This window comes from Actinoplanes sp. NBRC 103695 (assembly GCF_030269485.1).
Classification (GTDB): Bacteria; Actinomycetota; Actinomycetes; order Mycobacteriales; family Micromonosporaceae; genus Actinoplanes.
Genome location: NZ_BSTL01000003.1, coordinates 457,383 through 470,716, shown reverse-complemented (window position 1 = coordinate 470,716; position 13,334 = coordinate 457,383). Strand labels below are relative to the sequence as shown.

The 13,334-nt window shown below is 70.4% G+C and carries 13 protein-coding genes; 7 read left to right on the top strand and 6 right to left on the bottom strand.

The genetic code is table 11. The features are described from left to right. The first annotated feature begins 3 nt into the window (after positions 1-3). Entirely contained in the window at positions 4-774 is a 771-nt protein-coding gene (locus QSK31_RS06765; protein WP_285681994.1) for an HpcH/HpaI aldolase family protein, read from the top strand. Further along, the gene (locus QSK31_RS06760; protein ID WP_285681992.1) at positions 771-1,526 is read left to right on the top strand and encodes an SDR family NAD(P)-dependent oxidoreductase; all 756 of its coding nucleotides are present in this window, start codon (positions 771-773) and stop codon (positions 1,524-1,526) included. Before QSK31_RS06765 ends, QSK31_RS06760 begins: the two co-directional genes overlap by 4 nt. Before the next feature lie 175 nt (positions 1,527-1,701). Here the strand turns inward: QSK31_RS06760 and QSK31_RS06755 are convergent, their stop codons facing one another. From QSK31_RS06755 to QSK31_RS06745, 3 genes are all read right to left on the bottom strand, one after another. Next, on the bottom strand, positions 1,702-2,142 hold the full coding sequence (locus QSK31_RS06755; protein WP_285681991.1) for a hypothetical protein: 441 nt from the start codon (positions 2,140-2,142) through the stop codon (positions 1,702-1,704). Continuing rightward, entirely contained in the window at positions 2,139-3,815 is a 1,677-nt protein-coding gene (locus QSK31_RS06750) for a HEAT repeat domain-containing protein (RefSeq protein WP_285681989.1), read from the bottom strand. Before QSK31_RS06750 ends, QSK31_RS06755 begins: the two co-directional genes overlap by 4 nt. Positions 3,816-3,980: 165 nt before the next feature. Continuing rightward, entirely contained in the window at positions 3,981-4,184 is a 204-nt protein-coding gene (locus QSK31_RS06745; RefSeq protein ID WP_285681987.1) for a hypothetical protein, read from the bottom strand. Positions 4,185-4,378: 194 nt separating this feature from the next. Between QSK31_RS06745 and QSK31_RS06740 the strand changes: the two genes are divergently transcribed. Both QSK31_RS06740 and bluB read left to right on the top strand, forming a co-directional pair. Next, a complete protein-coding gene (locus QSK31_RS06740) occupies positions 4,379-5,134 on the top strand; it encodes a hypothetical protein (protein ID WP_285681986.1) in 756 nt (251 codons plus the stop codon). Positions 5,135-5,221: 87 nt separating this feature from the next. Next, positions 5,222-5,845: a 5,6-dimethylbenzimidazole synthase gene (gene bluB / locus QSK31_RS06735; RefSeq protein WP_285681984.1), complete on the top strand. Its 624-nt coding sequence runs from the start codon at positions 5,222-5,224 to the stop codon at positions 5,843-5,845. 29 nt (positions 5,846-5,874) lie between these two features. On the opposite strand, the gene QSK31_RS06730 is transcribed toward bluB, so the two are convergent. After that, positions 5,875-6,453 (bottom strand): hypothetical protein, encoded by a 579-nt coding sequence (locus QSK31_RS06730; protein ID WP_285681982.1) that lies wholly within the window; start codon positions 6,451-6,453, stop codon positions 5,875-5,877. Further along, positions 6,450-8,711: a hypothetical protein gene (locus QSK31_RS06725; protein ID WP_285681981.1), complete on the bottom strand. Its 2,262-nt coding sequence runs from the start codon at positions 8,709-8,711 to the stop codon at positions 6,450-6,452. Before QSK31_RS06725 ends, QSK31_RS06730 begins: the two co-directional genes overlap by 4 nt. A gap of 222 nt (positions 8,712-8,933) precedes the next feature. Between QSK31_RS06725 and QSK31_RS06720 the strand changes: the two genes are divergently transcribed. After that, positions 8,934-10,154 carry a monooxygenase gene (locus QSK31_RS06720; RefSeq protein WP_285681980.1) on the top strand — a complete coding sequence of 407 codons (1,221 nt, stop codon included), beginning with the start codon at positions 8,934-8,936 and terminating at the stop codon, positions 10,152-10,154. A 27-nt stretch (positions 10,155-10,181) separates the two neighbouring features. Here QSK31_RS06720 and QSK31_RS06715 read toward each other — a convergent pair whose 3' ends face one another. Beyond that, positions 10,182-10,880, bottom strand: coding sequence for a DUF1963 domain-containing protein (locus tag QSK31_RS06715; protein ID WP_285681979.1), 699 nt, complete (start codon positions 10,878-10,880; stop codon positions 10,182-10,184). 309 nt (positions 10,881-11,189) lie between these two features. On the opposite strand from QSK31_RS06715, the gene QSK31_RS06710 reads away from it, so the two are divergent. Both QSK31_RS06710 and QSK31_RS06705 read left to right on the top strand, forming a co-directional pair. Next, a complete protein-coding gene (locus QSK31_RS06710) occupies positions 11,190-12,563 on the top strand; it encodes a M28 family peptidase (protein ID WP_285681978.1) in 1,374 nt (457 codons plus the stop codon). A 237-nt stretch (positions 12,564-12,800) separates the two neighbouring features. Beyond that, positions 12,801-13,325 carry a DUF2231 domain-containing protein gene (locus QSK31_RS06705; RefSeq protein WP_285681977.1) on the top strand — a complete coding sequence of 175 codons (525 nt, stop codon included), beginning with the start codon at positions 12,801-12,803 and terminating at the stop codon, positions 13,323-13,325. The last annotated feature ends 9 nt before the right edge of the window (positions 13,326-13,334 follow it).

Genomic DNA, 13,334 nt, shown 5'->3' with positions numbered 1-13,334 from the left:
GCCATGGCACGGGTACGCGACGGGATCAACGGCGGCACGCTCGGGACCTGGATCAAGCTCTCCAGCCCCGAGAGTGTCGAGATCATGGCCTACGCGGGCTTCGACTTCGTGGTCATCGACCTCGAGCACACGACACTGGACCTGGGCGCCGCCTCGACCCAGATCGCGATGGCCCTCGCCCTCGGGGTGCACCCGCTCGTGAGGGTGCCTGACCACGGTCTCAGCGTGATCCAACGGGTCCTGGACGCAGGCGCGGCCGGTGTGGTCGTGCCGCACGTCGACACGGTCGAGCAGGCCCGGGCGGTCGTACGGGCCACCTGCTTCCCGCCGCGCGGCGACCGCGGGTCCGGCGGCACCAGCCGAGCCGGCCGCTGGGGGCTGCTGCCGCGGGCGGACTACCTCGAGTACGGCAACGAGCAGGCTCTGTGCGTCGTCCAGCTCGAAAGCGAGGTGGCGATCAGGAACGCGAGGGAGATCCTGGCCCTCGACGGCATCGGTGCCGCGTTCGTCGGGCCGGCCGACCTCTCCATGTCGATGGGCGTCGCGGCGGGGAGCGATGACATGGACCGGCTCGTCACCTCCGCGCTGGCGGCTGCCGCCGCGGCAGGTGTTCCCATCGGGACCGCGTCCGCCACGAGCGACCAGGGCCGGGCCGCGCTGGCCCGGGGCTACGACTACGTGGTAGTCAGCAACGACACCTCGATCCTCGCCGGCGGAGGCCGGGCGATCGTGAACGCGCTGAAAACGCCCGTCGCCGAGCGAGTCGCCCGGTGAGCGCGCCACGTGTCGCCGTCGTGACGGGCTCGAGCTCCGGGATCGGAGAAGGGATCGCCCGCGCGCTCGCGGCCGACGGCTTCACCGTCGTGGTGAACTCGGCCACCTCGGTCGACGCCGGTGAACGGCTGGCGGCCGAGCTCCCGGGGGCGAGCTACGTCCAGGCCGACATCGCCGATCCCTCCGGCGCCGTGCGCCTGGTGGAGACGGCCGTGGAGCGGCACGGCCGGCTCGACCTGCTGGTGAACAACGCCGGGGTGTCGCGACCCGTCCCCCACGCCGACCTGGATGCGGTCACCGCTGACGACTGGCACCGGATCCTCGGCGTCAACGTCGTCGGGACGTGGCAGGTCTCCGTCGCCGCGGTGAAGGTCATGGAGTCCGGCGGCCAGATCATCAACATCACCTCGGTGGGCGGCTCGCGCCCCCTCGGCAGCTCGATCCCCTACTCCGTCAGCAAGGCCGCGCTCGACCACCTGACGAGACTGATGGCCAAGGCCGTGGGTCCAGACGTCCGGGTGAACGCTGTCGCCCCGGGGCCGATCGAGACCCGGCTGATCTCGGACAGCCTTGCCACGCGGGCGGCGCGCACCGCGGCAATGACACCGCTGGGCCGGCTCGGGCAACCATCCGACGTCGCAGCGATGGTCCTGGCGCTCGTCAAGGTCCCCTTCGTCACCGGGGAGGTGATCCACGTCGACGGCGGCATCAACCTCGTCACCCACGTCGACGCGCCGCGCAACGACGCGTGATCCGTCCCGGCCCTCGAGGTCAACCGGGGCTCCGCGCTGCGCCGATGGCACGCGCGACACCGTCACGCCCGGCCGGATTCCTCGAAGCGCTCGTCTCAGCCTTGCGCGAGCAGAACCTGCTCGGACTTCGCGCCCTGCTCGGTCAGGCCCACGCCGGCTGACACGACCAGGAGGGTCATGAGCGCAAGCTCACCGCGCCGTACGCTGCCGACGCGACGGCCCCGGCGGCCGCTCCCACAGTGACGACGGTTTCGCCCGTACCCCAGGCCCACCAGGCGATCGCGCCCAGCGCCAGGGCGTCGCCCAGCGCGGCCACCCCGAACCAGGTGACGTAGTTGCCGGTCGCGAACGCGACCGCGCCCGCCACCACCGCGACCGCGCCGCCCGACATCGCCACCCCATCACCGGCCGCGATGCCGCCGACCAGCGCGACCCACCCGACACCCCAGACGGCCGCCGCGAACAGCGTGATCCGCGCGGCCAGGACGGCGAAGCCGGCGGCGAGCGTGAGCACCGCGACGGCGATCGCCGTGATCCGGCCCTCCGGCCATGCGAACCCGCCGGCCATGAGCGTGGCTCCCACCGCGAGCAGCAGAATGCCCGTGACCACCCTCATGACCGGGCGTCCCAGCTGACCTCGCGCGGGCCGTCGAATCGTCCCTCCGTCACCGACATCAGCACCTCCGTGCGCACCGACGCCCCGCAGGCCGGGCAGGCGCCGATCAGTGTCGCCGCGTAACCGTCCTCGAACTCGCGCACCCGGTCCTCGTCGCGATACGTCCACGCGGGTGGACCCTGCACCCGCGCCGATGTGCCGCAATCCGGGCACGGCACGTGCAGCAACGCGTTCGCCGGCTTGAGGAGCGGGCCGACTGCAGCCGATCCGTGCAGCCGGAGGACGACGGTGCGGCCCCTGTCAAAGCGCACGCGCAGCAGGTCGGGGCCTTCGGTCAACAGGCGACTCAGCGGTCTCGGCGGCAGCGGGTCGAGACCGGCGCGGATCTGCCGGGCCGTGAACAGGTGGGCCAGGCGCAGCAGATCCGAGCCGAGGTCGACGGCGAGCGCGCGCCGCAGGTCGCCGTCGATGGCCGCGTGCAGCAGGTCGGCGGCCGGCCCGGTGCCGAACCAGTCGTGCTCGGTGATCCACTCCGCAGCGGTGTGGTCGTCCGGTGCCGCCAGCCACGCCGCCAGGCCATCCGACTCCACGGCACTGTCCGACTCCACGGCACTGTCCGACTCCACGACGCTGTCCGATTCCAGGACGCTGTGCGCCCAGCCCAGGACGGCGCGGAGAAGCCGCGCTTGCTGCACCGGGTCCAGGCCGTCCGCCGGATCCTCCAGGGGGTACGTGGACCGCTCCCAACGCGGCAGCCGATCCAGAATGCCGAACAGCGCGGCGTCCGTCGCGCTGCGGTGCAGACACTGGAGTGGCTCCGACAGTTCGGGCGCGTATTCGAGCAGGTGGGGGAACTCGGCCAAGGTCGACAGGTGCGCCTCGTCGTCGACCACCAGGATCCGGGAGGCGACCGCCGCAACGACCCCGGGGCTGTCGATCAGGCGCAGGCGCCGGGCCGCCATGCGCCCGACCCAGCCGTCGTCGGCAAGGTATCCCAGGAGCGCCCGGAACACATCGTCGGTCAGTGGGCGGTCGACCAGCGCCTGAACATACTGCTCCCGGACCTCGCGTACCGTCTCGACGCGCGCTGCCGCGACGAACGCCGGCGTGTCCCGCCACTGCGACTTCCGCACCGCGGCCAGCCGCACCTCCACGCTCACGTCGGTCAGCGCCCGGTGCGCGTCCTCCGGACCGAACCGGGAACTTCCGCGCAGCGCCTCGAGCCGGACCATCGGCGAGGGATCGGCGAGAAGACGGCGGTTGAGCTCCACGGGACGGTCGACGGGACGGACCGCCCGCAGCGCCCGCAAACGGAGCCGTTCCTCGCTGCTCGTCTCCAGCTCGCGGCGCACCGGCTCGGCGCCGGGGCCGAGGAATTGCAGCAGCCGGCCGACGCGGTCGTCGTTCTCGGCCAGGTCGGCGACGGCCCGGCCGATCCATCGGTCGGCCGGCGGATGCCGGCGGAGCACGGCTGCCAGGGCGCCCGCCGCGGCGTCGCTCACGTCATCCCAGCGCTCGGCCACGCCACCCGCGGTCTGCACCTCGGCACCGTCGTGCAGTGCCATGTCGAGCAGCTTGCCGATGACCTCGGGCCCACCGTCCCGCGCGGCTCTCCCGACGGCCAGCAACCGAGTCATGTCATCCGGGTCGTTCAGGTCTTCGGCGAGCGACACCCCACGACGATAGGTCACGCCGGACTCGAGGAGAACGCCGAGAACCGCTGTGTCGCGTGGGGAGGTGCGGGGCCGGGCGTGGCCGCCCTCCGCGGCGTCCGGATCCCGTAGCCGCAGCGCCGGAGGGGTCTCGGCTTCGTCCGGCAGTGGACCGGGCGGGGCCCTTCACAGCTGCGGTATCACCCGCAGGACGGTGCCGGTGGCGGTATCGATGACCACCAGGAGCCCGCCACCGCGGGCGTACTGCGGATCGCTCAGCAGAACCTCCGCCTCCGGCCCGTGGACTTCCACCTCGGCGTCACGCAAGGAGAGGCGACGTAGCTCGGCCGCCTGTGCCCGCGCGATGGCGATGAGCTCAGCATCCGTCACAGGTCCAGTCTAGTTGCCCGGCCGGGTCATATCGGCGTACAAGGTGGCCGGGCGCGAAAGACCGCGGTGTCCGCTGTGGTTACCCACCGGCGCTACATTGGTGATCTTCACGTGTGTTGTGACGGTGTCCTCGCCTGTCGGGGATCGCGGCCACGACCTCGCGAACGACTGCGACCCCCTGAGAAGGAAGCTTCATGGACTCGTACACGATCACGATCGCCCCGAACGACGACAGCGGCGCCGCGACCCGGCTGGTGGTCGACACCACCGGAGATCAGGTCCGGATCACCGATGTGCACCTGCACGCCCCACAGGGACTGTCCAGTGGGCACATCCCAACCGTCGACTTCGAGCTGCTCCTGCAAGCGGTGACCGGCACCGTGACCGCGTCGACCGGTCAGCGGGTCGTCGGCGCGTCCGAGTTGAGCGCCTCGAGCGGCACCCTCGCCCTCGATGCGGCCGCCGCTGACCAGCCCGACGAACAGCCGGGTGTGGCTGAGGTACCGAAGCGCCGTGCCCGTAAGACCACACCGCGGGCCACGGCCACGCCAGCGCCACGCCGGTCACGCGCGCGCACGTCCGAGAACGAAGCCGCTGCGCCTCGGCGCTCGGCCCGAGCCGCGGCCACGTCAACGACGCGGGCCGCCGAACAGGCCCCGGTGAAGGCGACCAGGAAGGCCGCAGCGGCGAAGACACCGCCCGCGCCGGTGAAGAAGCGGGCCGCCACGCGCGCCACGGCCCGGGCCAACAGCAAGACAACCGCGAAACGGACCCGGGCCGCCGCTACGACCGCAGCGCCTGTCACAAGCGGGCGGGCCTACCGGGTTTCGCCCGACGATCTCGCGGCGGTCTTCGATGAGATCGGGACGGCGGCAGGCGTGGCCGAGCACTATCAGGTGCCTCGCCACACCGCCCAAGGGTGGATCAGACGCCTGCGCTCCGCGGCCTGACCGGAGTCAGCCGAGCCGACCCTGTCAGGACAGTCGAGAAACCGGGAGCCCCCGGCGCAGCGGGGCTGAGCGCAGCGGGAGCCACCCATGGTCCATGACCTGTACGAGATCATCCACCGCCGGCGCGACGTGCGGGGCGAGTTCACCGGCGAACCGCTGCCCGACGCCACCCTCGATCGGGTTCTGACCGCCGCGCACGCCGCGCCCAGCGTCGGGCTGTCCCAGCCGTGGGACTTCATAATCGTCCGGGACACCGCGTTACGCACGGCGTTCCACGAGCACGTACACCGCGAACGCGACGTGTATGCCAGCACTCTGGACGCGGAAGCAGCCGAACGGTTCGCCCGGATCAAGATCGACGGAGTGCTGGAATCGACACTGTCGATCGTGGTCACCTACGACCCGCGACGCGGCGGTCCCGCCGTCCTGGGCCGGCACGCGATCGCCGACGCCGGCCTCTACTCGGTCTGCCTGGCCATCCAGAACCTCTGGCTGGCGGCCACGGCTGAGGGACTGGGCGTCGGGTGGGTCTCGTTCTACCGCGAGGAATTCGTCCAGGACCTGCTCGGGATCCCGGCCACCGTCCGACCGGTGGCGTGGCTGTGCCTGGGCCCGGTCACCCGCCTGCAAGAGGTCCCCGACCTGGAGCGGCACGGCTGGCGCAGCCGCCGGCCACTGCACCTGGCCCGGCACAACGAGCGCTGGGGCTGATCACCCCATGTTCGGGCGGCACTCCGCGGCTAGGTCGTTCCGGTGGTTTCGGCGGTCCAGTCGAAGGGGTCGGCCGCCACCGTCCACTGCCGGACCTCCTGTTCTGGGCCTCCGGCGGGGTCAGGGCGGAGGGTGGTGAAGGCCCACCCGGCCGGGGAGGCGACAGGCGGGACGACTATGCCTCCCCGCTCGTGCAGTGTTGTGCGCAGGCTTAGCGGCAGCTCAGCGTCGGAGGTGATGACCCGTTCGGCGCCGGTACCAAGGATCAGCGCGGTGAGAGCGGCCACGGTGGCAGGCGGTATCCGGCGGCCCGACGCGAGCAGGGCGGCGAGCTGTTCGGGGCGGCGGATGGCCCAGCTGGCGCCGTCGGCGGCAACGGCGAGGACCGGGTGGCCGCCACGGTGACGGGTTCCTTCGGGCTCGGGTACGACGAGGAAGAAGTCGACCGGTCCGGTCAGCGGAAGGTGGACCGCGCGCCATTCGGCGTCGTGGGCGCGGAGCAGGATCGACCCGTCGGCCCGCGGCGTGACCTGAACATGGTCGTCCGTGCCGGGCAGCAGATGGTGCCGGACCGCTGTTCCCAGCCGGGCGGCGAGGTCAGCGGTCATTTCCAGGCCGCTAGTTTCTTGAACCAGTCGACGATCAGTTGCTTCTCGGGATCGACATCGGTGAGAGGCTGCAGATTGGGACGCAGGAACGCCTCCTCACTCAGCTCCTCGGCGTACTCGGCCATGATGTGGGCCTTGAGACCCTCGTCGGTGGCGTGGCGGATCTTGTCGGCGTCGCCACCGACCGGGACGAGTTCGTCCGGCAGGGCGAGCAGGAATTCCCGCTCGGCGTGGTAGGCCTGGAACTCGCGACGCATGGTGCCGATCGTGTGCATCTGCCTCTCGAGGTTCTGGCTGCGGTGGGCGAGTTCGTGGATGAGGACGTTGGCCATCTCATCGCCCTCCTTGATCAGGACGATGTCGAACTTGCGGTAGTAGCCGCCGAGGGTCCGGCCGGTCTCGAGGTCGTTGTGGATGACGCGGGCGACCCGGGACACCTCCGGCTCGACTTCACCGGCGGCCTTCAGAACCCGCTCGATCTCGTTCAGCGTCCGGCCGTCGCCGACCCGGATGAACCCGACCCGGCCCTGATCCATGATGGTGGTGGCCGCTCGTTTACAGGCGTTGATGAAGTCGGGGTCCTTGCCCGGGCCGGCTTTGGCGATCGTGTCCCGGATGGCCTGCAGCATCTCCTGGACGGCGCGGGGACCGCCCTTCGGATCGAGCAGGACCTTGGCGAGCCGGCCCTTGGACGCCGCCTTGAGCCCGATCTGGTCCGCCGCGGTGAACACCTTGATCAGCGATGCCGGGCCGCCCGCCTCCGCGGCCGCCAGAGCGGTCTTCAGGGTCTTGAACGCGCCGACGGCGCCGGCCACGTTGAGGCCGAGGTCGAGCAGGTCGTAGGCCAGCCACATCATCGACGGGTCGTCGGCCGAGATCGCCTTGGCCTGGTCCAGGCTCATCCCGGCGGCGGCCGAGGCGAGGGTGTAGTCCTTGTAGTGTTCGTAGAGCGTGTCGAGGCTGTAGACCGCGCTCAACGTCGCCCCGGCGGCGGCGACGGTGGCCAGCGCGGAGGTACCGCCGGTCGGGATCGCGGCGAGCAGACCGAGCCCGATGGCGAACGCGGTCCACGTCTTCTGGCGCTCCGCCTCATCGTGTTTGATCCTGGTGACGGCTTCGTCGATGACCCGGATCTCCCACGGCTCGAACGTTCCGGCGGCCTTCGTCAGGGCCACCAGTTGCGGCTGTTTCCACAGCCACAGCTCGTGGCCGGCCATCTGCTCCCGCACGCTGGCCACGTTCTTGATGCGTTCGTCGATCGTCTTGTACAGCCGCTCGGCCAGCGTGGTCGCCGATTCGGATCCGATGGCGCGGAGTTGCTCGGCGGCGTTCTCGCCGGTGGTGTACGCGGCGAGCACGGGGAATTCGGCCTGGGCCTTCTGACAGGCGGCGTGGTAGGCGTCCTCGTCGGCGATCCATTCGCGCCGGGCGGCGTCCTCGGCCGACACCTCGATGATCGCCTTGGCCGCCTGCTCGAACTCGCGGCCGGTCTGGTCGGCCTGTTTCTGGAGCCGGAGGAAGGTGAAGCGCCGGACGTCGCAACCCGAGCGGACTCCGGCCAGCCGGCCGGCTTCGGCCTGGAGCTTCTGTTGCTCCGGCCCGGTGGTCATCGAGTAGTCCTTGAACACCCAGCCCGATTCCTTCAGGCCGTACCGGGACGCTTCCTTGCGGAGCTGAACCTCGCTGTTGTCGAGAAGGTGGCCGGCGTTGCGTTCGAGGTGCCGGTCGAAGTCACCCTGGCCGATGACGACGTCGCCGAGATCGGCGGTGGGTGTTCCGGTCAGTTGCTTGACCGATCCCTCCATGGCGGTCAATTCCTGCTTGAGTTTCCGGCGCACTTCAGCGACGTGCTTCTCGTCCGGATGATATCGGAGGTACGTGGTCGGTTCGGCGGCGTAGAACGCGGACGCCCAGACCCGGGTCGCGCCCCATCCTCGCTCCCCGATCACCTTCTGGATCTCACGCCGCAGCAACGGACCGTCGTCGGGCAGCTGATGATGGTCATGGATGATGGCCGCGGCCGGCCCGGCCGGCGGATCGATCCGCTGCACCGGCGTGGGTTTGACCGCTGGTGACCGTACGCCTTGGACGGCGCGCTGTGCGGCCGTGTTGCCGGCGGCGCGTTGCAGGAAGAGAAGGTTACGTACGGAAGGCCGGCCCGCGCCGGCGTGTTCGGCCACTGCGCCGGGCCTACGGGCCGGGCGGACATGGACGCCGTCGTAGCCGTCAGCGTCGGCCTGTCTGCGCAACTCGGCCATCGCCCTATCGTTCGCCGAAAGCATGGCCGAGGACAGAGCCGAGCGGGTGCTCCCTCGGGCATCGGGCCGTGCCTCTTCGGGTATGTGGATCAACCGACGTTCCGCCGGTCCGAAGGATTCATCCGGCACGGGGCCCCACGCCGCACTACTACGGCGGTGGTAGTCGGGAATGCCCACATCTGTAGGACGTGATCAGCGCCCTTTTGGTCGATTGTGGTCCACATGACCGAGATATACGAACATCAAAAGGGAGCAGTGGTGATCGGTGCGAGGAGGGCAGTCGGCGGGCTCGTGGCCGGGATGACAGCGGTGCTGGTCTTGACGGCGTGCGGTAGCAACTCCGCCGACACCCCGGCGTCGGCGGGAGAGGGCAGTCCCGCGGCATCCGAGCATGCGGGCCACAGTCCGGCCGCCATCCCGGCCGCTGCCCCGCTGAAGGCTGGGGAACGGTTCGAAACGCTGACCATGTCACAGCCGTACACGCCGGCCGCACCGAACGGCGGCACCGACGAGTACCGCTGTTTTCTGGTCGACCCGAAGCTGACCGGCCCGGCGTACCTGACCGGTAGCCAGTTCATGCCGCAGAACAGCGACGTCGTCCACCACGCGATGTTCTACCGGATCGACCCGGCCGGCGTGGCGAAGGCCCGTAGCGCCGACGCCGCCAGCCAGGGCGAGGGCTGGACCTGCTTCGGTGACGAGGCCATCGGCCGCGATGCCGGCTGGGTGGCTCACTGGACGCCAGGCATGGGTGAGAACGTGTGGGCGCCGGGGACCGGCATCGAGATGCCGGCGGGCAGCCTGATCGTCATGCAGGTGCACTACAACCTGCTGGCCACCGGCGGTAAGGGCGCCGCGGACCAGTCCGCCATCCAGTTGCGGCTGGCCGACGGCACCAAGAAGCTCAAACCGCTGGAGATCGAGGTGGCGAACGCACCGATCGAACTGCCGTGTGCGGCCGGTGAAACCGGTCCGCTGTGCGACCGGAAGGCGTCGATCGCCGACGTCACCCAGCGCTTCGGCGAAGACGTGGGCGCCAGGGAGGACCAACTTGTTGAAGAGTGCACCAACGGCGTACCGGTACCCGGCAACACCCAGCAGTGCGACCAACCGGTCCGCAAGGCCGGCGCGATCTACGCCCTCACCGGGCACATGCACATGCTGGGGCGATCGATCAAGGTCGAGCTGAATCCGGGTACGCCGGCTGCCAAAACCCTGCTCGACGTACCCGTCTACAACTTCGACGACCAGGCGGTTCTCCAGCTGGCCAAGCCGGTCCCGGTCAAGACCGGCGACACGTTGCGGGTGACCTGCACCCACGACGCCGGACTGCGCAAACTGGTGCCGCAGCTACGCACCCTGCCGCCGCGCTACGTGGTCTGGGGCGACGGCACCAGCGACGAGATGTGCGTCGGGATGGTGATCATGTCACCGGCAGGCTGAGCCGGCCCAGGCGGTAAGGGACAGAACCTAGTCGAACGAGTCGTAGTACGCCTCGGCGCGGTCGAAGCGGCGCGCCGCCAGGTCTGCCCGCCGGATGACCCAGTGCGCCATGCCCAGGTCGGAGCCGAACTGTTCGCCGCTGGTGATCGTTGCGAGCAGCACCCAGTCGTCGTCCGGGTCGTGGTCCCAGCTGGTCACCGGGTCTGCGTTCCATACCCACGGGTAGCCGCCGAGCTTCACGGCACCGCCCTTCCCCATCTGGCCTTTGGTTTCCCACCAGACCGAGCCCAGCTCGTCGCCGTGCGGGAACTCCGCGCTGTCCGCGCCGCGGTTGGGCAGTGAGGGCTCGACCCTCACGCCCAGCTCTGCGGGCTCGCCGGACATCGCGACGGCGGTGCCGGCCGGGAGGTAGACGAGCTGGTGCCAGTCCACGTCGGGGTCCGGGTCATCGAAGTCGGCGAAGAACAGCAGCGTGCCGTCCGGGGGGAGCGGGATGTCGGTGGCGTCGGCCGGCACCGCCGCGAGGTTGACCAGGGCTAGGAACGGCTTGCCCGGTACGGTCACGTCGGGTTGCCCGTCGAGGAACCCGGCCACCGGGCCGCCCGCGTGGTCGTCGGTCCAGTACAGGGCCGCGCACGGGCGGACCGTCTCGAGCCACCGCTCGACCTCGGCCTCGGGGATGCCGCGGTTGCGGGCCTCGTCCCGAAAGGGATCCATAGTTGCCATGCGGGCGAGTATGTCAAGGTTGATCAAGACGCTGAGCCGCGCCGCATTGACAGGACCGCGAGCAGCAGCCCGCAGGTGTCGACCGCGATGGCCTTACCGCCTTCACCGCCGCCGGTACGGCCTTGGCGGCGTCCGAGGTGGACATACGCAGAGTTCCGCTCGTTGACGGGTCCCGCTTCCGGATGGTTGCACACAGTTCGTTAGTTCACGAGTCATAGACGGAGACCGTGGTCGCCTTTAGCGTCTCCGCCAACCGAAGTGGGCAACGGCGAGGAGGACACTGTGGATGCGCTCGGTGGGAAGTTCCGATTGAGCCGACGGAAAATCCTCACCACGGCGGCCGGAGGTGTGGCCGGCCTGGCGTTACCCGCACCGGCGTGGGCGGTCGGCGACCGGCGCCCGGGAGCGACGCGGCCGCCGTCCCTTACGCCGGGCGACCAGCAGGTTGCGGCAAAGGTGTCGGCTCGGCGGGCGCTGACGGACCTGCGGGCGCTGACGGAGACGATCGGGCCGCGAGTCGCCGGGACCCCGGGCGAGCGCCGGGCCGCCGACTACCTGGGCGGGGTTTTCGACGATCTCGGGTACGACACGACGCTGCAACCGTTCGCGGTGGAGGACAAGTACCTTGCCAGGCTGGACGCGCCGGGCGGGCTGCCCCGGGATCTGTGCTGGCAGGCGGGAGCGTCTCCGTACGGTGCACTCGACGTCACAGTGCGCGCCGGGGTCATCGATGCGGGCATCGGCGGCTCGGACGATTACCCGGCGAACGTGGCGGGAAGGATCGTGCTGATCGACAATCCGTGGCTCGAGGACCCGGGTGTGCTGGCCGGCAGGGCGATCGAGCGTGGCGCGGCGGCGGTCGTGTTCCTGGCCGAGGATCTGTTTGCCGGGCTGCGGGCGCCGGCGTGGAGCCCATGGCTGCCAGAACCAGTGGCGGTCCCGGTGGTGGGCGCGGCGTGGGCGCAGAAGATTCGGCTACGCGAGCTGCTGGCGGCCGGACAGTTGCGCGAGCTGATTGTCAGTACGTCCGCGCATCGCGGGCTGACCTCGCATAATGTGCTCGCGGAGCGGCGTACCGGGAACGGGGACGGGCCGGTGGTCATGGTCAGCGCCCACTATGACTCCGTGGTCGGCGCGCCGGGCGCGAACGACGACGGCTCCGGCACCGTGCTGTGCCTCGAGCTGGCCCGGGTCCTGAGGACGATGCCCGCGAACGCGACGCTGCGGTTCGGGCTGTGGGGCGCCGAGGAGGACGGGACGGTCGGATCGCTGCACTACGTCTCGCAGTTGCCGCAGGTGGAGCGGGACCGCATCGTGGCCCTGTTCCACAACGACATGGTCGCGACCACCTTCGCCCCGGCCACCCGTTACTGGCTGTTGTCGGCGACCGGAGAGGCGAACCGGGCCACCGCTGAGGTGGCCGCGGCGGCTCGGCGGCTCGGCTACGCATCCCGGATCTCGCCGGTGACCCAACGCGGATTCAGCGACCACGAGTCCTTCCAGCAGGCGGGGATCGCGGCCGCGAACTTCTCCTGGCGTAGCGAGGAGTCGCCGGCCGACCTGGAGCCCCAGAATCACACCCCAGAGGACACCATCGCGGCGAACATCAGCCCGGAGCGGCTGCAGGTGTCGATGGAACTGATCGGCGCCGCCGCGTACAACACGCTCCACGATCCGGTTTGATTACTCCGACGGCACCTTCGCTGGTAACGCCCGGCGGGCCATCCGTCGGGCAACCCGCACCAGAGCCGGGCCGCAGACCGTCCGGGGCCGGCGCCGTGGCGGCTGACTACTACAACCGTGGTACCCGCATTTGTCCATCGCTGTAGGACGCGGAGCGCGCCTCCGCCGGGCGATCGTTAGGCCCCGACCGTGGCACATCGGCCGCCGGTCCGGAGCACGCCTTCCGGAGGACCCCTCATGGGCACTATCAACGGGTTGCCCGCCCATCTTCTGCTGGTGCACGCCATCGTGGTACTGCTTCCTCTCGCGGCATTCCTGCTCGTGCTGACCGCATGGTGGCCGGCCGCGCGCCGGCGGGTGGCCGGCCCGAACGTGATCCTGTCGACGGCCATGCTGGTCTTGGTGCCGGTCACCATGGACGCCGGCCAGTGGCTGCAAGACCGCGTCGGGGACACCCCACTGCTGCAAGACCACACCGAGCTCGGTGACACCGCCCTGTACGCCGCCCTCGCGGTGACCGTCGCGGCGCTGGTGGTCTGGTGGCGCCACCGCGAATCCGTACGGATCGCCGGCGCTTCGCCCGGATCCCGGCGGACCTTCCTGGCCCCGCGGAACACCGCCGTGACCATCGTCGTCGGGGTCGTGGCCGCCATCGTCGCGGGTGCCGCGATCTACGACGTCTATCTCATCGGCGACTCCGGCGCCCGGGCGTCCTGGACCGGCAATTACAGCACCACGGTCATCGAGGGCGACGCCGACTGACCCGGCGGC

What these genes read in the sequence shown, in the direction of transcription:
- QSK31_RS06715 (WP_285681979.1), bottom strand. Translation starts at nt 10,880, where the DNA reads ATGGCAACTATGGATCCCTTTCGGGACGAGGCCCGCAACCGCGGCATC.
- QSK31_RS06720 (WP_285681980.1), top strand. Translation starts at nt 8,934, where the DNA reads ATGACCGAGATATACGAACATCAAAAGGGAGCAGTGGTGATCGGTGCG.
- QSK31_RS06725 (WP_285681981.1), bottom strand. Translation starts at nt 8,711, where the DNA reads ATGGCCGAGTTGCGCAGACAGGCCGACGCTGACGGCTACGACGGCGTC.
- QSK31_RS06740 (WP_285681986.1), top strand. Translation starts at nt 4,379, where the DNA reads ATGGACTCGTACACGATCACGATCGCCCCGAACGACGACAGCGGCGCC.
- bluB (WP_285681984.1), top strand. Translation starts at nt 5,222, where the DNA reads ATGGTCCATGACCTGTACGAGATCATCCACCGCCGGCGCGACGTGCGG.
- QSK31_RS06730 (WP_285681982.1), bottom strand. Translation starts at nt 6,453, where the DNA reads ATGACCGCTGACCTCGCCGCCCGGCTGGGAACAGCGGTCCGGCACCAT.
- QSK31_RS06765 (WP_285681994.1), top strand. Translation starts at nt 4, where the DNA reads ATGGCACGGGTACGCGACGGGATCAACGGCGGCACGCTCGGGACCTGG.
- QSK31_RS06705 (WP_285681977.1), top strand. Translation starts at nt 12,801, where the DNA reads ATGGGCACTATCAACGGGTTGCCCGCCCATCTTCTGCTGGTGCACGCC.
- QSK31_RS06755 (WP_285681991.1), bottom strand. Translation starts at nt 2,142, where the DNA reads ATGAGGGTGGTCACGGGCATTCTGCTGCTCGCGGTGGGAGCCACGCTC.